The 16822-nt window shown below is 55.5% G+C and carries 18 protein-coding genes; 9 read left to right on the top strand and 9 right to left on the bottom strand.

Annotated features, from left to right (window positions below; all coding sequences use genetic code 11):
• Window positions 1-53 precede the first annotated feature (53 nt).
• The 5 genes from ACOFKT_RS01735 to ACOFKT_RS01715 all read left to right on the top strand — a co-directional run bounded on the left by ACOFKT_RS01735 (window position 54) and on the right by ACOFKT_RS01715 (window position 5160).
• Window positions 54-1598 (top strand): dienelactone hydrolase family protein, encoded by a 1545-nt coding sequence (locus ACOFKT_RS01735; protein ID WP_419805718.1) that lies wholly within the window; start codon window positions 54-56, stop codon window positions 1596-1598.
• A gap of 154 nt (window positions 1599-1752) precedes the next feature.
• Window positions 1753-2250, top strand: a complete 498-nt coding sequence (locus tag ACOFKT_RS01730; protein WP_419805717.1) for a hypothetical protein — start codon at window positions 1753-1755, stop codon at window positions 2248-2250.
• 1 nt (window position 2251) lies between these two features.
• Window positions 2252-3199, top strand: a complete 948-nt coding sequence (locus ACOFKT_RS01725; protein ID WP_419805716.1) for an ABC-three component system protein — start codon at window positions 2252-2254, stop codon at window positions 3197-3199.
• The gene (locus ACOFKT_RS01720; RefSeq protein WP_419805715.1) at window positions 3162-3449 is read left to right on the top strand and encodes an ABC-three component system middle component 6; all 288 of its coding nucleotides are present in this window, start codon (window positions 3162-3164) and stop codon (window positions 3447-3449) included. The genes ACOFKT_RS01725 and ACOFKT_RS01720 overlap by 38 nt, the downstream gene beginning before the upstream one ends.
• Before the next feature lie 7 nt (window positions 3450-3456).
• Entirely contained in the window at window positions 3457-5160 is a 1704-nt protein-coding gene (locus tag ACOFKT_RS01715; protein WP_419805714.1) for a DUF2326 domain-containing protein, read from the top strand.
• A 24-nt stretch (window positions 5161-5184) separates the two neighbouring features.
• Here the strand turns inward: ACOFKT_RS01715 and ACOFKT_RS01710 are convergent, their stop codons facing one another.
• The 6 genes from ACOFKT_RS01710 to ACOFKT_RS01685 all read right to left on the bottom strand — a co-directional run bounded on the left by ACOFKT_RS01710 (window position 5185) and on the right by ACOFKT_RS01685 (window position 11507).
• Window positions 5185-7704: a DEAD/DEAH box helicase family protein gene (locus ACOFKT_RS01710; protein WP_419805713.1), complete on the bottom strand. Its 2520-nt coding sequence runs from the start codon at window positions 7702-7704 to the stop codon at window positions 5185-5187.
• A gap of 47 nt (window positions 7705-7751) precedes the next feature.
• Window positions 7752-8234: a hypothetical protein gene (locus ACOFKT_RS01705; RefSeq protein ID WP_419805712.1), complete on the bottom strand. Its 483-nt coding sequence runs from the start codon at window positions 8232-8234 to the stop codon at window positions 7752-7754.
• Window positions 8235-8420: 186 nt separating this feature from the next.
• Window positions 8421-8735, bottom strand: a complete 315-nt coding sequence (locus tag ACOFKT_RS01700) for a DUF4113 domain-containing protein (protein WP_419805711.1) — start codon at window positions 8733-8735, stop codon at window positions 8421-8423.
• On the bottom strand, window positions 8692-9162 hold the full coding sequence (locus ACOFKT_RS01695; RefSeq protein ID WP_419805710.1) for a hypothetical protein: 471 nt from the start codon (window positions 9160-9162) through the stop codon (window positions 8692-8694). Before ACOFKT_RS01695 ends, ACOFKT_RS01700 begins: the two co-directional genes overlap by 44 nt.
• A 57-nt stretch (window positions 9163-9219) precedes the next feature.
• Entirely contained in the window at window positions 9220-11199 is a 1980-nt protein-coding gene (gene traI / locus ACOFKT_RS01690; protein ID WP_419805709.1) for a TraI/MobA(P) family conjugative relaxase, read from the bottom strand.
• Entirely contained in the window at window positions 11196-11507 is a 312-nt protein-coding gene (locus ACOFKT_RS01685; RefSeq protein ID WP_419805708.1) for a plasmid mobilization protein, read from the bottom strand. Before ACOFKT_RS01685 ends, traI begins: the two co-directional genes overlap by 4 nt.
• 362 nt (window positions 11508-11869) lie before the next feature.
• Here ACOFKT_RS01685 and ACOFKT_RS01680 point away from each other — a divergent pair, with 362 nt between their 5' ends.
• The 4 genes from ACOFKT_RS01680 (at window position 11870) to ACOFKT_RS01665 (ending at window position 14098) form a co-directional block, all read left to right on the top strand.
• On the top strand, window positions 11870-12262 hold the full coding sequence (locus ACOFKT_RS01680) for a hypothetical protein (protein ID WP_419805707.1): 393 nt from the start codon (window positions 11870-11872) through the stop codon (window positions 12260-12262).
• Window positions 12263-12272: 10 nt separating this feature from the next.
• Window positions 12273-12950 (top strand): P-loop NTPase, encoded by a 678-nt coding sequence (locus ACOFKT_RS01675; protein WP_419807077.1) that lies wholly within the window; start codon window positions 12273-12275, stop codon window positions 12948-12950.
• Window positions 12947-13630, top strand: a complete 684-nt coding sequence (locus ACOFKT_RS01670) for a hypothetical protein (RefSeq protein WP_419805706.1) — start codon at window positions 12947-12949, stop codon at window positions 13628-13630. Before ACOFKT_RS01675 ends, ACOFKT_RS01670 begins: the two co-directional genes overlap by 4 nt.
• A 174-nt stretch (window positions 13631-13804) precedes the next feature.
• On the top strand, window positions 13805-14098 hold the full coding sequence (locus tag ACOFKT_RS01665; RefSeq protein ID WP_419805705.1) for a hypothetical protein: 294 nt from the start codon (window positions 13805-13807) through the stop codon (window positions 14096-14098).
• On the opposite strand, the gene ACOFKT_RS01660 is transcribed toward ACOFKT_RS01665, so the two are convergent.
• The 3 genes from ACOFKT_RS01660 to trbL all read right to left on the bottom strand — a co-directional run bounded on the left by ACOFKT_RS01660 (window position 14095) and on the right by trbL (window position 16821).
• Window positions 14095-14727, bottom strand: a complete 633-nt coding sequence (locus ACOFKT_RS01660) for a histidine phosphatase family protein (protein WP_419805704.1) — start codon at window positions 14725-14727, stop codon at window positions 14095-14097. The two genes, ACOFKT_RS01665 and ACOFKT_RS01660, sit on opposite strands and share 4 nt — an antisense overlap.
• 60 nt (window positions 14728-14787) lie before the next feature.
• Window positions 14788-15279 (bottom strand): hypothetical protein, encoded by a 492-nt coding sequence (locus ACOFKT_RS01655; protein WP_419805703.1) that lies wholly within the window; start codon window positions 15277-15279, stop codon window positions 14788-14790.
• Between the two features lie 78 nt (window positions 15280-15357).
• Window positions 15358-16821: a P-type conjugative transfer protein TrbL gene (gene trbL / locus ACOFKT_RS01650; RefSeq protein ID WP_419805702.1), complete on the bottom strand. Its 1464-nt coding sequence runs from the start codon at window positions 16819-16821 to the stop codon at window positions 15358-15360.
• Window position 16822: the final 1 nt, after the last annotated feature.

The following is a 16822-nucleotide window of genomic DNA, read 5'->3' as shown; positions in this document are numbered from 1 at the left end:
CTTGCGAAGCTAAGGTTTTATGTAACCTTAACCTCAAGTTGCCGAGGCTTCGCATGCGCCGTGCCGTACTCTTCGTTCTCTCTTCCTGCTTTGCTTCAGCCCAGACGGCTCCCCACTTTCATTTCACCCTAAAGCCCGGCCCCTACGCAGTAGGCCTCAGAGTCGTTGAGCAGTATGACTATACCCGCACCTTCCACTCGAAGACGGACGTGCTCGGCAAGCCATACACCGATGAACGTGCCCGTCCGATCCAGACTCTCATCTGGTATCCAGCAACCCCGTCCAAAGCCAATAAGATGACTGTAGCTGACTACGGAAAGCTCCTGGCTTCCGAAACCGACTTCAGCCATCCAGGCATGTCGTTCCGATGGCAGGACTGGATCAAAGCTCTGACGCCAACCCTGAACGACAGCCTTCTGGCCGTATGGGACGCTTCCCAGGTAGCAGGTCAGTACCCGGTCGTGGTGTACGCGCCGAGCCTTTCTGCGATGTCCTGGGAAAATGCCGATCTTTGCGAGTACCTCGCCAGCTTCGGCTACGTGGTTCTCGCTAGCCCGGACATGGGCGCGACCACCCGATTTATGACTTCCGACATAGCAGGAACAGAGGCACAGGCCAAAGACATCTCTTTCCTGATCTCTTATGCCCGAACCCTGGCGAATGTCGATTTCTCTAACATCGCTGTCGCAGGATTCAGCTGGGGTGGTCTCTCCAACCTCTTCGCGGCCACGCGGGACTCCCGTGTCAGTGCGCTCGTCGCTCTCGACGGTTCGATGCGCTACTTCCCAGGCATTGTGAAACAAGCTGGCTACGTTCATCCGGACCAGATGACGATCCCCTTGCTCTACTTCACCCAGGGCGAGATCAGTCTTGAGCACGTCTACCTGAACCATTCCGGTCCCGATCAACAGGGGCCCAGTGTGCTGAACCAGTGGACCCACGGCGACCTAATGACTGTCCACGATCTTGCCTTGGTACACCAGGAACACAGCTCCATGTTCCAGAGGAACGAGGACTTCTGGAAAGAGTATGCAGGAGACCACAAGGGCGACTACTCCCGTGAAGATGGCGTTGCCGGGTATGCCTGGATCTGTCGCTACACTCTCAACTTCCTCAACGCGTATTTGAAACACGACGCGGAGGCGGCAGCCTTTCTCAGGAAAACTACAGCTGAGAACGGTGCCCCACCCCACCTGCTTACTGCTGATTTCCGGCCCGCGAAAGGGTTTCCGGCTTCGTTCGATTCATTTCGCACGCAGATCGGTCAGCAGGGCTTTGATCAAGCTGCCGCCATCTACGCCACCATGCAGAAGGAAAAGCCCGACTTCAAACTGGACAAGGCCGCCTTACTCAACTGGTCGTTCGAGCTGCAAGAGCAGAACCACGTTCCGGAAAGCATCGTCCTCCTAAAATTCACCTGCCTGCTGTACCCGAAGTCGACTTACGACCAGGTAGCCCTTGGAGAGGCATACATGAAAGCTCATCAGGAAGAAGCAGCCGTCGCCGCCTTCAACTCGGCACTTTCGATCGACCCCGATAATGAGTACGCCAAGACCAAACTCATAGAGCTGAAAACATCTGAACAAACAGCCAAGTAGGCTCGTCTTGAGCGCGAACTGTCGCAAATGGTTCTAAGACTCCGGCTCACTGCTGTCGAACAATGCAAGAATCAACCCTAAAGCGACGGATTTCTGTCACAGTTGCAACGTCGCGTTAGCGTATACCTATTCGCTACGCGAAGGAGGAGGGCAGGTGTTTGAAGTTGACGACGACGGAACCGAATGGATCGGCTATAGCTTTGGCTCAGACGACGATGACCCTCAGAAGATTCAGGAAGCCTTCCTTGGTAACGTCCAGTACGCAGAGTGGCTATTCAGGAAATCGTCGAAGAAGCGAGGCCGAACTCCTTTAGACAAGCAGCTTCATTACCTGTTTGGGCAGCTCCCTCCAGGCACTGAGGCTGTTATTACAGACGACCAAGACAATTTGATTCGCGAAATCGTGAGAGTGAGAGCACGTTTCGCACATGGACAATTCGAGCAGCAGAGACCATCCAAAAACCGTATGCACACTCTCTCCATTAAGGTGGCGGCATTGCTCTCTTTTGTAGAGACGAGCCAAGAAGGTCACACCGAAACTGTCTTGAAGATGGCCCGAGGTGGAAGCCCATACCTGCGCAAGATTCTTGGCGAGTCTGACGCCAACAACGCACAACCCTCACCAACGTATGCTTCTCTCACAGGTCATTGAGATGACTGCAAATCGCCCATTTCTCTTCCGTGTATTCTTCAAGCTTCGCGTACATGAGGCTCACGGAGACGCATTCCAAAAGCTGTTCAGCCACGTAATGCAGTACGCCGACCCGCGCTTTGAAGCAATTCAGCCCTATGGAAACTGGGGAGACGGTGGAAATGATGGCTGGATTGAGGAGGACGGGCATTACTTTCAACTTTATGGGCCACGTCCCACCTCAAAGGGGACCGCTCCAGTGGCTCTCAAGAAAGCCTTAGACGACTACGAAAAGCTACCTCTTAAATGGAAGAACGTTCGTCGCTTCTCGTTCGTCTTCAATGATCGTTTTGATGGGACGCCGGCCCCGGTCGCAAGTGCTCTCCAAGATCTGAAGTTGAAAAAGAAGCTTGACTCTGCCGGTGCTTATTCCATGCAGATGCTCCTTGCTACATTCATGGGTCTAACAGAGGAGCAACGGCAGGATGTTCTTGGAGCGGCCCTACCGGATGATGAAGTTCAGCTCATCGAGCAGGCAGCCCTAGGCGAGCTGCTCACCAGCCTAACCGCTGTCTCTGCGGCTAGAACGTACTTCCTCAACGAAACCGCCCCCGACTTTGAGGCGAAGATCGTATTTAACGGACTTTCGCAAGCCGTAAGCCACCGCCTCAGATCGGCGTCATACCAAGTTTCTATAGTGGACGAGTTTCTAGGCACGCAGGATGCCGGCACACGGCAGGCGCTTGCACAACAGATTCATGGATACTATTTAGAGAGCCAGGACGCGATCCCGGGCGGCGAAGATGCGCCGGACGAACGATATTTTTGGCTCGTCGAGCGGCTCGTGCCGAGCGGCAGTCTTTCAACGTTGCAAACTGCTGCTTTCCGGCCTGCAGCCGAACTGATTTTAGCGAAATACTTCGAGACGTGCGATGCCTATGAACATCCAGACAGCAATCCTTCCGCATAAGCACGTGAGGTTCAGCGAATCGCTAATCGCGATTGCTGGTCTACTCCGGCAAAGGTTGAGCGAGCCTCGCACATTGGACGAGCTCTGGGCTACTGTCGAATCCGAGGGAAATGGGTGGCCTTCGAAGCCTTCCTTTACCCAGGTTGTGCTTGCGGTAGACGTGCTGTTCTCCATCGGTCAGATACGCAATGCACCGGGCGGACGAGTTCAAGCCCAGCCATCAAGACTTCCTGCATCTAATCCTAACTAGCGCCTCTATGAAGCTAATCGCTCTCACCTGTGATAGGCGGTCGTTTCATACCGTCAACTTCAACGATACGGGCCTGACCCTGATCGTAGGAGACGGGTCGGAAGACCGTTCTCAGGAAGGTAGCAGCAACGGCGTTGGCAAGACCCTTGCTCTGGGACTCGTTCACCACTGTCTCGGCGCCAGTGTCGATCCCCGGCTTCGAAAGGCCGTTCCGGATTGGGTGTTCACGCTCCGTTTCACTCATGCTGACCGGGAACACATCATTTCGCGCACCGGGGATGGAAAAAAGATTTGGCTAGACGAGAAGGTCTCTAACCTGACTGCCCTGCGGGCGTGGCTGGACCAGGCCGGCATCTTCTACCTAGACCCCAAGGTTCCTACCTTGAGCTTCCGTTCCCTCTTCAAACGATTCTCCCGTTACAGGCGTGAGGATTGCATTAGTCCGCTTCAGACTGCGAAAGAGCAGGACTTTGAAGCTCGGCTCCGAAGCTTCTACTTACTCGGCCTTGACTGCTCCCTTGTGGTCAGCAAACGAGACCATAAATTAGCGCTCGACCAACTGAGTCAGGCTCAAAAGAACTGGCAGCAGGACGGTATCCTTAAGGATGTCTTCCGTGCAGGAGCACAACCACGAGTTCGAGCTGAGTTCTTGGAGCGAGAACTGACCCGCTTGCGTGCCGATCTCGAAAAGTTCCAAGTTGCCGAAGATTACCGCAGTATTGAATTGCAGGCTGGCACTTTGACTCAGCAGCTTAGAGACAAAGAGCGGCAGATTGCTGTACTCCAATTCCAGCAAAGAAACATAGAGCGCTCCCTTGCTACACATCCAGACATCTCACGTGAGGATCTGCTCAGCCTCTATAGCGGGCTTCAGGATGTCTTTAAGCCCGAGGCCCTTGCTCATTTCAGTGCGGTTGAAGAATTCCATCAAGGGCTCGCCGCATCTCGCAAAGAGCGCTTCAATCGCGATCTGATTCGCTTAGCAATTGAGCTTTCCAAAAGCGAATCCGAACGCAAGATTCTAGCCGAGAATCGTGACGCAAAGCTGCAATCTCTCCAAGGCAAGCGCGCTCTTGATGAATACGCTGCTCTCGCCAAGCAAATCGCTGCCTTTGATGAAGAGAAAACCCGGCTGACGCAGTACCTCAACTTTTCACAAAACCTTTCAAGCAAAGTGCAAGAGATTAGGGAAGCTAAGCTTGACGAGGACCGCACGGCAAGTGATTACGTGCTCACAAATCCGGTTGCTGCTGCAGACAGCAACTTCATCTCACTGGCTCAGCTTCTCTACCCACACGTGCCATCCGGCATAGTGATTGAGAACAACCTTGGTGAGAACCTCGTGCGCTATGACCTAACGGTGCAGATTGAGGGCGATGATTCGGACGGGATCAATGATGCCCGCATATTGTGCTTCGACTGGCTTGTTCTTATGAACGGAGCGAATCACAATATGGACGCGCTGTGGCACGACAATCGCCTCTTCGCTGACATTGATCCGAAAGTGCGGGCCGCTTGGTTCTCATACGTTATGAAGGCTCTTCCAGACACAGGCAAGCAGTACATCGTGTCCATCAACACAGAGAATTACGATATGATGACTGCCCACCTTTCGCAGTCGGAAGCAGCGCTAATAGGGCAAGCTATCACCCTGACGCTACGCGGTGACCAACCAGAGCACAAGCTGCTCGGCATCCAGTTCGGTAAGTAGTTGCCGCGGCCACGTACTGGACGATCACGGTAGTGCAGGCAAGGGGTCCACACCATACCTAGACACTACATCATCGCTGGTGAGCCAATGCTTTTGCAGAGACCTCTGCAACGTCTCATCTGCTAAGTCATGCAGATCCACCTGCTTAAATTCGAGTAGAAAATCGCGAAATCTGCTCTTCAGGTCATTTAATTGCTTCTTCTGCATAATCTGCACAGGATCGTTGAAGCCCGCCGCCTTCGCGATGTCCTTTGTCGGTATGACCATGAGGTTTTTAACCTTTGCACCTGGATAGTGGTTTTTGAACCAGGCGCATGCGTTGTTCATCTGACCGGTCTCATCTTTGTGTATCGCAGTCCGCTCAGAGTCAACCTCGTTCTTAGCCTCAATCAACAAGAACTGTCCCTCACTCAGGCCCCAAAGGTTGTCAGGTCCTTCCTTCCATTCCTTGTCAGGCCGTTGTGAAGCAAACCCGAGAGCCAGCCCAAGTCGCCGAAGCGCTTCCTCAAAATCGCTTGCCGCCACACCAAACGAAAGGTCCGCAAGAATCTCTTCGCCTCCAAGGATCATTGCCTCGTTGCTCTCAAAAGACTTCATCCACGTTTTTATAGCCGTGATGCGCTTCTCCGGAATGATTAGGGGCTCGAATACAAAACCAGATTGCGGCTTCAGAAGAAACTTGTTCTTCTTGTGAGCTTTCACCTGCAGTTCGTTGGACTCCGTCGCGCTCACAGGCAGCATGTATCGCGCCATCTCCTGCAGGTACCAGGCTTGATCCTCAAAGTCATCAGGTCCGTAATGCGTATCGATCAGCTTCTGTGTCGTACGTTTTGCCTCTTCGTAAGCCCCGTCCCTGTAGTGCTGCTCGGCTTCCAGCTCCGCTGCAAACACCTCTAGAAGTTTCGGTTCTGATGCAACGACTGTTAGGCTTTGCATTTCCTGCGCGTAGTAGGCTTTCCAGCCATCATCTCTTCCTAAGCACTGATTGATGAGGGTGTTGAGTACGCTGGGTGGATCAACACCCTCGCCTACCTCACCCTTCGCGTCTTCAGAGACAGTCAACCCGATCGCTACTTGCTGCTGAGTCTGCTCCGAAAACTGTAGCCGGGACCTACCACTTCGAATTGCTCGTACCAGATTTGCGCCGATCAGCAAAACTACACAGTAGTCTTTTTGCCCCCGCACCGCCCTTCCAAGTCCCTGCTCGATTGTGCGTGCAAGCTTTAATGAAGTGATCTCACTCGAAGCCCTACAGGAGTCAGCGTATGTGTCGATCAGGCCGTTCGCAAAGGGCTTGGAATCCAAGATAAGAATCCTGCAAGCGTCATCTGGCAAGTCGATGCCGTCGTAGTAATTTGCGATCACCACTGTTTCACTGAATTGCTTCTCGCGCAGACGCTTCACACCTTCCACGATGGATGTGCGATCTACAACATGAGCGCCTTTCGTTCTCCAGTCTCGCGCCTGCTTACTGCCCGGAACCAGGGCTACAACACCTGACTTGCGCTTTTTTGAGACACCAGCGAAACCATCAATGATCGCTGTCCTGCTTAGGGAACCGTCGATAAGGGACGGAATCAAAACCATCTTTTCCCCATACCACTTCTCTCCGTCATAGGTCAGTGGCTTTCGGATCACGTCAGGAGCTAAGTTCAGGCCCTTCACGAGAAACGCATCGTTTGTCACAGTTGCAGACATAAAGATGCGACTTTTGGCCCGCCAGTATGAACCAAAGAGGGAGAGGTCTGGGAGGTATGGCGCGATTTCAAGACCGGTCCCGGAAAAGACACACGCGCAATCGGCCAACGAATCTTTTAGTAGCGGCCAAGTGTACTTTAGCTCGTCGCTATCGGCAGTCTTTGCAATGAAGCGAGTGACATCGCTTAAACGGTTTTTCCACGCCCAGTATGGCACCGGCAGAACAGAATCGAATTTTCCCAGCTTGATGTCTGCATATGAACCCAAGCCTTGATTCTCTAAATCAGTTTCGAAGAGATCACGTAGCGCTGCATAAAGAGAGCTACCGGCCTTCAGATTGATGCTAAATGTTGATCGTATTGAGTCCGCGCACGCATGTGAATCATCTAGCAACACGGTCCCAACCACATGAGATTGAGAACCCAGCTGAAATCTTGTCAGCCCGTTGAAGAGCTTCGTCACGTTGTTTATAAGGATTGATCGACCCGCGATGAAGTCGGAATCGTCGGGATCATCGCAAAGATTTGTTATTCCAAATTCACGGGCTTGCTTTCGAGTCTGGTCGGCCAAGAAATTGTTGGCGCAGAGATAGACTGCCGGACCGATCCCCTCATTGAGCCGTGCCTGCAGCATCAAGAGACCGATCAGTGTTTTTCCCTGGCCCGTCTGTAACTTGATGATTAGATCTCTGTCTTTCCGCCTCGTCTCGTGCCAGGCCTTAAGTATGCTGTCCTGCGCCGGGCGAAGTGGCCCTTTATCACTGGCACGGTCGAGCGTCTCGTAGATCACACGTGGATCTATGACCTTCTGAGTCTGAGCCTTTCCCAACTTCTTTGTGAAATCCAAGGCAACCTCCAGAATGGATCAATTAGAAGAGCGTACTCGACTGAGCATCATGCGCGTACATCTTCTTGTAAAGTTCGGTATCGTATAGCCGCTATCCGCCGTTTGTCAGCGTCGTTGCGTAACGCATGGAGGAAGTCTTCGACGCTCGCTCTAATGGCAGTTTTGAGTGTGAGTAAACCAACAACAGGCGAGCCGCTGTCTTCGATAGTCAAAGGCTCGTCCCCAGGCAGAAGCGCAACTTTACGCATGAACCACTCATGCACTAAGCCATTCCGATACCAGGAATTGAGGTCGGTTGCGATTGGATGGTACTCCGAAGGCATGTAGGATTCGACATACTTGCGTATTCGCTGGTGCTGCTTCAGGTCTGGGTAGGCAAAACACGAGACCGAGTCGAGAATCACCATCAGTGTTATCCCGATCACGTGACCCCGACCCTGCAAACTCTGGTTGACCGAGAGCACGTCCCCACAGACGTTCTCTAGCTCGGTCAGCATGCCATCGACAAACAAACGTTGCAGAACGTCCACAAACTGAACGTCTGATCTTCCACTTGCACTTGGCCACGTCGAAGGGAGTCTCGGAACGAATTGCGGCCCTTGAAGTGAAATCAGGGCTCCACTCACGCTCACACTCGCCAACTGGGATGAGACTGCCTTCTCTTCAGGTAATCGCATGACGCTCCTAATAGATCACTTATCTATGATATAGGCCTTCTAATCACCAGAACCTACTCTTGGCAGCTCCTCCCACCGCGTCGTCCACCGGGGTGACCGGTGCTCCGCCCGGAGATTCCAAGCCGCGTCTTTCGGCCCGGCGCTGAGGACGCGGACGGTTCCCCGCCCCAGCGTGGCGTTCAACCGGTCCACCGTCTTCCAGACGCGCTCCCTTCGCTCGCGGTCGAGCTCGCTCCACAAAGCCGGCTGCTGGACCGTTTCGGGCAGCAGCTCCGTAATCATCACGCCGCACTTCGCGTAGCGGAAGCCATCACGGAATAGTCTTTCGCCCAGGCGCACGGCGAGTGCGACCACCTCCCCGGTGTCCTTCGTCGTGGCCCGGGAACCGGGCCGAAGCGCCGTTGGAGTAGAACGGATCGTTGTTGAAGGTGTTGGTGTGCATGAAGACGAACAGGTTGTCGGCGGCCACCTTGTAGCGGCGCATCTTCTCCGCTGCGCGGGTGGCGTAGCTGGCCAGCGCTTCGCGCATCTCCAGCCAGGCTGTGACCGGGTTTCCAAAACTCCGGGTGACTGCGATTCCCTTCCGTGTCGGCTCCACCAGTTCCAAAGGCATGCAGGAGACGCCGCGCAGCTCGTAGACGGTGCGGCCGCCCGTTTCTGTCATCAGCGCCCTTGCGTCATCCGGCTCCAACGCGGCCAGGTCCGCGGCCGTCTCCACTCCAAGCTTCGCGAGCTTGCCGGCTGAGGGCCCGCCGATGCCCCAAACCTCTGCCAACTGCACCGTGGGCAGCTTGCGTGCAGGTGTGCACGCTGCGGCGGCTCCGCACGGCCGAGAGTGCTATCGATCCAAGGAACCGCGCTCTGACCGATGGAGGTGACTTGGAACTCTTGACGAGCATTCAGCCCGTGCGACATCGACCCGGTGCTCCAGAGTCAGCCAATGCGCCCTGCGGATATCAAGATGTCTCGCCTCGTGGTCTCCACGTGGTCCGAATGCCGCATCGGCGGTTCTTTGCGCGTATCTAGACCAGTCTCGGGCTTCGCTGGAGCGCGTGCCTTCGGCATGCTTTCTCAGTTCGCCTGCAATACTTTCCTGAGTATGCCCAGTCACACGCATCCTGACGGCGATCATCCAATCGAGCTGCGACGGGTTCTTGACGGAAAGTTTGCTCTGAATGTCCCTGCGGTGAAGATCGTATGCAGATTCTGCATTCGGTAGGGCAGAGGTGTGAAAGCTTGGTGATTGATAGCGATTCGCAGCCTGTAGAGCTGCGAGGCTCTGGATGCGGAAGCCGTGTTCTTTTGAGAGCTCTGCGCAAAGCATCTGAAACTCGGGTGGCCCGGTTATGGTCAGAGTTCCCCATTTCTGAGAAGCCACCTGAAGAGCCGCCAAGACGACTGCACGGTCAGTGGTCTGGTACACGTCCATGCGCTTGCCTCGATCAGCGAAACTGAGTTCGGTCCTTCCTGACGTTCGGAAATAGCCGACGAACAATGTGGTTCCTGTTTGGCCCTTCTCAACTCGTGCGATGAAATCGCGCACATCATGGGCGGCTTCTCTGCCGTCGCCGTCTCCAGAGATGGTTGCGAGAAGCGGGGTCGAATTCCGATAGCGCCACTTCTGCGCGAGCTGATGGTTTCCCTCAGATCTTAGGAACTCTTCATACGATGGCCGTGAGCCAAAGCGCTCTTGCAGAGCCGTTCGTTCATGCTCTTGTCTCTCAATCAGATCTGCTTTGCGTTTCGCTTGTTCAGCGGCGAGAAGGCTGCGTGCGACATTGAGTTCTGTGCCTCCCCATTTGACTCCACTGTAGAGGTTCTTACGTTCCTGACGGAACGCTGTGGTTTGCTCCTCCCTGGCCCTCCGGTGAGCTGAACGCTGCTCGATCTGAGCCTGGCCGCGCACGGCGGTCCAACTTGTAACGAGAGATCGGTACTCAAGCCATTGTGGGGCTGGTTCCGCCTCTGTCGGCGTGAGAGGTTGACCCATATCCCGTGGGCTGCTGTGAGAAGATTGCCCTTCGAACGGACCGAACTTTTCTGCCATGCGTTTCCGGCTGAATTCCCGGCCCACACTGGACGCCTTTACGGCGGTGTTACCGACCCAAAAGAGCGCTCCGCTTCCTTTCTGTTCGTAGCGCATGCCCTTCGCTGCCAACGCAGCATGTACATCTGACCAGCTGGCCGCTGCCTTGAGGGCAACAGCAGCGCTTTCGATGGCGATACGCTCAGCCGACTTCGCTCCTGTAGCGTTCTCGTAGTCCCTCGCCTTCGTGTGAGGGGATGGCACTTCCGCTCTCTTTCGAACCTCAGGCGAGGAGTCCATGTGGAGTGAACGGCCCTCCTGTTCCCAACCTTGGCGCTTAACGATCTCGGCGAGAGCACGGTGTGCACGATCTATGCTCCAGCCGTTATCAGCGACACTGTAGCTGTCAGGCGACGTCCGGTTCAAGACGATGTGCAGGTGCAGATTTCCGGTGTTCTGGTGTAGTGCGCAGATCGTTTGGTGCGCCGGTGACAGACCCAAGTGTTCCTTCAGCAGCTCCACTGCTTCGCGGCAATGCTCGGCGGTAGGCTGCTCCCCGGCTTTCCAACTGAGCAGCCAATGATCAACAGGGTCTTTGCTACGCTTCGCCTCCGAGGCAAGCGCGATCATTTCCGCCCTTTGCCCTTGCCGTGAGTCGCTCAAGAAGTCTCCGGTTGCAAACCGCAGTTCGACCTTCTGCTCGCCGTCCGCCTCGATGTAATCCAAAAGGCCGCCTATGCGAGCTGCTTTGGTAGAAGGTTTTCTCGGGTTAGGTATCTTTTTGACAATCACTGAGCGAGCCTCTCAATCGCTTCACGCAGGGCCTTGATCGTGGCGATGCACTCGCCAGTAGTCTCCGGCTTGGTCAGGAGCTTATTGATGGCGTGTTTCTGCAAACCGCCGAGCCGTCGTAACTCGCGGATCGTCGTGAGGTCGGCAGCCGCGTGAACAGGACGGCCCAGCGCCCGCCTACGGACTAACTCACTTATGCTGATGCCGCCGATGTCAGCCGCCTCCTCCAGCTCAGCACGTTCACTGCGCGTAAGGCGCAGCTCGAATCGCGAGTTAGCAGCTTCCTTTGACCTGGGACGGAACGGCATAACGCCTTTCATACGCGGAGCGTGACCGATTTCAGGATGAGCCCTCACTGCGACAAGCGAAGCGCGGAGCATGAAGGGCGACGGGGTGATCGGACAATACGCAGCATGTGTACGGACAACCCGCATCCTGTACGGCTCTGTTCCTACACGCTGCGTAATGCTTCTGAGCTGAATGAATGCTCAAGCACCAAGCCAAAGTAAACGTAAGGAATTATTTTCGCAATGCTGTTTACGCCTACTTACGCTCTGCTGCGAAACTCTACTCGGAACTACAGAAATGCTACGTTTTGCGCAGTTTGCAAGCGTTCACATTAGTGCTACGTTGCACTTGTAACTGCTTGCCGTAACGCAAGAGGTAGGCCATGGCAAAGACTCAAGTCATAACCGAGGAAATGATTGAAGCGGCTCTCGCACAGCTGGAGAAACGCATTGCGGAACCGCCTCCACCTTCAGCCAAGAGCTATAGCCGTCGCGACGCTTTCCTAAAGTTGAAAGACCGTGCGAAAGAGGCTCTCGCCGCCGGGCACTCTCTCGAAACGGTGCTGGACGATCTCAAAGGTATTGGGATCGGAATGACGATCTCCACAGCTCGGCAATACCTGAAGCCTGGCCGCAAAGCGAAGAAGCCTTCGGTTCCTTCTGCAGGTGAACCCAGGCTTGAGAAGCGGGAGCGCCCTGCTCCGAAAGTTCCGAAGTCTGACGACGGCAAGCTGCGAGGAACGTTCGACGTAACACAAGACGAGAAAGATATCTGAGGTGAAGACAATGGCTGGTGCGGTCTTGATGGTGAGCGGTTCAAAGGGCGGTGTTGGCAAGAGCACCGTGTGCATGTCTCTGGTGCACTACGAGCAGAAGCGTGGGCGAGACCTGCTCCTGATCGAAGCAGATACGGCAAATCCGGATGTCGGGAAAGTCTACGGAAAGAGCATCGAAACGCTATACCTGAACCTGGACGAGAAGGAGGGTTGGATGGACCTGGCGAACCGGCTTGCGGAGCAGCCGGAAAAGACAGCCATCATCAACACACCTGCACGAAGTGGAGAGGGTGTAAAGCTGTACGGAACGCTCCTATCGGAATCCCTCGAAGAGCTGCACAGGGAGCTTGTAACGCTCTGGATAATCAACTCTCAGCGAGACAGCCTTCAACTTCTCAAGGAATACCTCGACTGCATGCCGGTCGGCACGACACATGTTCTGCGCAATCTGTATCACGGTCCGGAACGCAAATTCGAGCTCTACAACGGGTCGAAGATACGCGAGACCATCGAAGTCAAAGGGAAGACTCTAAACTTCCCGGATGTAGCAGACCGGATTTCAGACCAGCTCCATAGTGATCGCTCCACCATCGAAGCCGTCATCGCGAACGCCCCACTTGGCAACAGGGCAGAAGTAAACCGCTGGGTAAAGGAATGTGCCACGGTGTTCGAGCAGGTGGCACCATGACCCTGGAAGTCGCTTTTGAAACCGTTTACGGCAGAGGCGCAAGCCCGGAGGAAACCAGCCACTTCAACCGTCTCGCAAAAGAACTGGACATACGCGATAACGATGCAGTCTGGGTGCTGGTGTTCCTGCTAGGACATCATCTCGAACTTACGAAACGAATGCCGGAACAGATCAAGACGGCAGCACAGCAGGTACTTGCAAGTTTCAGCGGAACCCTGAACGAGCAACTGGCTGGCGCAGAATCGGAACTGCGACTCGCCAAAGCTCGCGTAGAGGAAAACATCAGCAGCGCGGTTGTCAGCGCAGCGGAGAAAGAGATCGCTCGATCAGCTCAGGCTGTTGCGAGGTATACCGCTGGCAAGAGTTGGCTGCAATGGATAGGCGCGGCAGGTGTGGTTGGCATGGCAATACTTGCGCTAGCGTTTTCCTGGGGCTACTCGACGGGCCAACGTGTCGGGTACGCTTCGGCGCTCGACGTCAAAGAAGCGGAAGCCTGGGCGGCAACGCCGGCTGGTAAGGTGGCATATCAGATGGAGCGCAACGGCGATCTGATGCATTTCGCGCGTTGCGATCAGGACGGGTGGAAAATAGAAAGGACCAAATCTGGTGGCAGGGGATGCTTTGTGCGGCCTCTGCAAGACGGTGAGACAATCGGCTGGATCGTTCCCACCTTGCCCTAGGCATCTAGGGCTTCTTGATACCCCATAGAGGGCGGGCTGCCACGCTCCGGGTCGAATGGCAATGCTGGAGGCAGTATGGTGGGTTGGTGGGTGATCTTAAGTCCACAGACGCCAGAAGAACGAGAAGCGGACCCCGACCGTAAGGCTAGGGTCCTCGCGACCTGGGAGACGGGCGTGCAGGGACTCGGCTGGCTGCGCGAGATGGTAGCAGCAGGTAAGGCGCGGGAACATTCGCTAAAGGGCGGTTACCCCAACCGCTACACGGCTGCAGCAGAGGATCTCTTGCCTTTGTTCACTGATGGACCGCCGCTATCCGTCGGCATCGATGTGGACGCCTGGAACGAATCCACCGACAAACCCGTAGTGGTTCTGGGTGACCGAAATTGGAACGTCACCATGCATCCGGACCGGATCGCCGCCTGCTCACCGAAGCAGACGCTCACATTGGAAATCTGGGATCAGTCCTAAGCGGCCGGCATAAGGACCGACGATACAAATTCCCAGCCCTCAGCTGTTGCAAAGTGAAACTTCAAACGCTGACAGTTGCTTATAACGGGCGGCTCGCCTTGTATCCAGAACTTCCGCATCTTCTCCTGAGCGTTCAGCTCGACATCTGTCACGAGCGATTGCACGGCCTGTATGAACTGGCCATGGCTAAAGAGGTACACCAGCGCATCAGACGGTAGCGATTCCAAGCGCTCCAGAGACGCCTGAGCGCGTCCAAGCAGGTCAGAGAAGCTCTCCGCCCCTTCGCCGTCGCAAAAAGCCGTGTTGGCGTATCGCCAATATCGGATGATGTGGGGCAAGCGCTCTTCTGTCCGAGTTCCATTCCAACGGTTGGGCTGCAGATAAGTGAACTCCTGGATGGGCCACACTTCAACCGGCACCTTCGGGAACCGCTCAATAGTCGGCGCAGCCATTTGTTGGGTGCGGAGGTAAGGCGAAGTCACGATCAGGCTGGGCGGCTCTGTCCAACCGTGGGCTACGTCTCTGGCTTGCTGCCACCCCAACTCCGTCAGTTCGATCAGAGCAGGATCGCTGCAAGGGACGCCGGCGTTGCCGGTGCTCTGTCCGTGACGAATGAAAATGGCTTGCACGATACCTGCTCTGTCCTCGCTCTTGCATGAACACTTGAAGTGAACGAGCCCGTCACAGGCTCAGGCATTTCGAATCGGGCCGTTCGCAGGTTGGGTATCAACAAAGTCCAAGAGACCTTGTGTGATCCAAACGTCAACCTCAGGCCACGGGTCATCATCGCTCATCGCCATCCAACAGCGAAAGATACCGAAGCGTGCAAAGAACGACTTGTGAGTGAACGTTGCGTACGTTTTGCCGATCCGCTGCAGGCTCTCAGACAGCTGCCACTCCTGCTCGGGATCGCTTCGGTTCGGCAAGAACTGCTTCAGATCGCTCCACGACAGATCAGCTTTCCCCAGGAGCAGGCACCGTCGCAGTATCCAGAGAAGTAGTGGCCCGTCGGGTCTCAGCATGCCCAAAGAACCGTCGTTCCTGTCCGCGAGACGAATCGTAAGGACTGATTCGTCCTCAAGAGAAAACACTGTTGCAAGCTCGTCTTCGCCGGTCCCACTACGGGCGATCAGTTCTAAGAAGACTTCAGCGCACCTGCGCCGCAAACTTTCATCAATCATCTGCTCATCCCGTCAGACTAGGAGAAGACTTGCAAACGCATGATGGAGTCGCGTCCGCCTGAAGCGATCTCCTGGTGATCACTCGCCATGATTCATATCTGGCAATGCACCCTGATGGTTAGCTCCCACGCTAGGCATCATCCTGAAAGCGTCTGTAACCTGGCCCACAAGCCTGTCACCTGCTCCAGCGCTTCCCGCCTTCGGCGGGAACACACCCAGCCCGTCCTTCGCGCTACCCGATCCGCCTTCACTGGACCTAGAAGGCGGCAGAGGAGTCCGGCTCACGTCTGCTCCTGCAGGGCCAATTCCCGCAAGCGCTTGACTGCCCATAGCGCCTGCACCTGCAGCGCCGACGCCCCCGGTGCCCGCGGCGGCCGCAGCTGTTAAGCCAACGTCAGCAGCTTTGACTGCTGCTGCTTGTGCAATCTGCGCAACGTGTGTAGCACCTGACGTGCTTGCATTAGCTGATCCGCCCTGGGCAAAGCTAGCACCCGCCCACGCTCCAGTTGCCGCTGCGGATGCCGCTTCGGTCATCTCTCCGCCGGTCATGCTCAGGCCGCCTGCAGCAACATTCGCTGCCACTTTTGGAATGGTCCAGCAAAGTAGGGCAAAGATCGCGATAGAAGCGATTAGGCCGAATTCGGATTGAACGCCCGTCCACGTGGACCCTGCTGTTACACCGCTGAATATGTCGGGAGTCTTGGCGATCGCGTCAGCGGTAGCTTGCCATTGCGGCAACAGGGTAGAGCCCATTCCGATGATGAGCTCCAGCACCATGATCCGAACTCCGGCTGACACGACCATCCCGATGTACTTCTGCGTATACGGCAGGGTCCAACGCGAGCCGCCAAATCCGAGGAAGATGTAACCGGCCCCGATCACCACATAGGCTTCCACCATTGCCATGACAAAATGCAGGGCGACCATGACGAACGCGAACACGATGAGAAGCGAGCCCAAAGCCAGAATCAGGGTGGGCGCAAAGCTACCTAGCCCTCCTACTAGCAGCCCGATTGGACTGGTGTTGGTGTTCACGGCTGTGGAGGCGGCACCATGCAGCATGCGACCTGCCAGCTCAACACCGCCGCCCATGATTCCTGAAGGGCTGAGCTCGGAAACAGGACGCCCACCCGCCAGAGAGCCCAAGTTGATAAAGAAGTTGACGATGGCGGTCGTCCACTCCTGTCCGTTCTGGAGCAAGACAGCGAAAAAGCCGATGGTCAAGATTTTGCGAATCAAGCCTGCCATCCATGGCTGCAGCTCACTGTGCTGAAGCACGAGGCTGATACACGTCCAAGTGAAGTCGATAGCAGCAAGCGCCCAAAAGAGGGTCTCCGCAGCCTTCTTGATTGCATTCACCCAGTTCAGTGAGGAACTGTAGTAGCCGTTGAGCAGTTCAGAGGGTCCTGCAGCTCCGAAAGCTCCTGGAGCATCCCCGGTCCCGCTCGGCAAACCTGCTTGGGCAAGCAGACTCGATGCGCAGCAAAGGAGCACGATAGCAGCGATGGGAATGAGGGTGGCGCTTCGAACTTTGGAATTCATG

It is taken from the genome of Terriglobus sp. (assembly GCF_965201105.1).
GTDB lineage: Bacteria > Acidobacteriota > Terriglobia > Terriglobales > Acidobacteriaceae > Terriglobus.
The sequence above is the reverse complement of the archived record's forward strand: the minus strand, read 5'-3'. Positions and strand labels throughout refer to the sequence as shown.

What these genes read in the sequence shown, in the direction of transcription:
- ACOFKT_RS01735 (WP_419805718.1), top strand. Translation starts at nt 54, where the DNA reads ATGCGCCGTGCCGTACTCTTCGTTCTCTCTTCCTGCTTTGCTTCAGCC.
- ACOFKT_RS01725 (WP_419805716.1), top strand. Translation starts at nt 2,252, where the DNA reads ATGACTGCAAATCGCCCATTTCTCTTCCGTGTATTCTTCAAGCTTCGC.
- ACOFKT_RS01720 (WP_419805715.1), top strand. Translation starts at nt 3,162, where the DNA reads ATGCCTATGAACATCCAGACAGCAATCCTTCCGCATAAGCACGTGAGG.
- ACOFKT_RS01715 (WP_419805714.1), top strand. Translation starts at nt 3,457, where the DNA reads ATGAAGCTAATCGCTCTCACCTGTGATAGGCGGTCGTTTCATACCGTC.
- ACOFKT_RS01685 (WP_419805708.1), bottom strand. Translation starts at nt 11,507, where the DNA reads ATGCCGTTCCGTCCCAGGTCAAAGGAAGCTGCTAACTCGCGATTCGAG.
- ACOFKT_RS01680 (WP_419805707.1), top strand. Translation starts at nt 11,870, where the DNA reads ATGGCAAAGACTCAAGTCATAACCGAGGAAATGATTGAAGCGGCTCTC.
- ACOFKT_RS01675 (WP_419807077.1), top strand. Translation starts at nt 12,273, where the DNA reads ATGGCTGGTGCGGTCTTGATGGTGAGCGGTTCAAAGGGCGGTGTTGGC.
- ACOFKT_RS01670 (WP_419805706.1), top strand. Translation starts at nt 12,947, where the DNA reads ATGACCCTGGAAGTCGCTTTTGAAACCGTTTACGGCAGAGGCGCAAGC.
- ACOFKT_RS01655 (WP_419805703.1), bottom strand. Translation starts at nt 15,279, where the DNA reads ATGATTGATGAAAGTTTGCGGCGCAGGTGCGCTGAAGTCTTCTTAGAA.
- trbL (WP_419805702.1), bottom strand. Translation starts at nt 16,821, where the DNA reads ATGAATTCCAAAGTTCGAAGCGCCACCCTCATTCCCATCGCTGCTATC.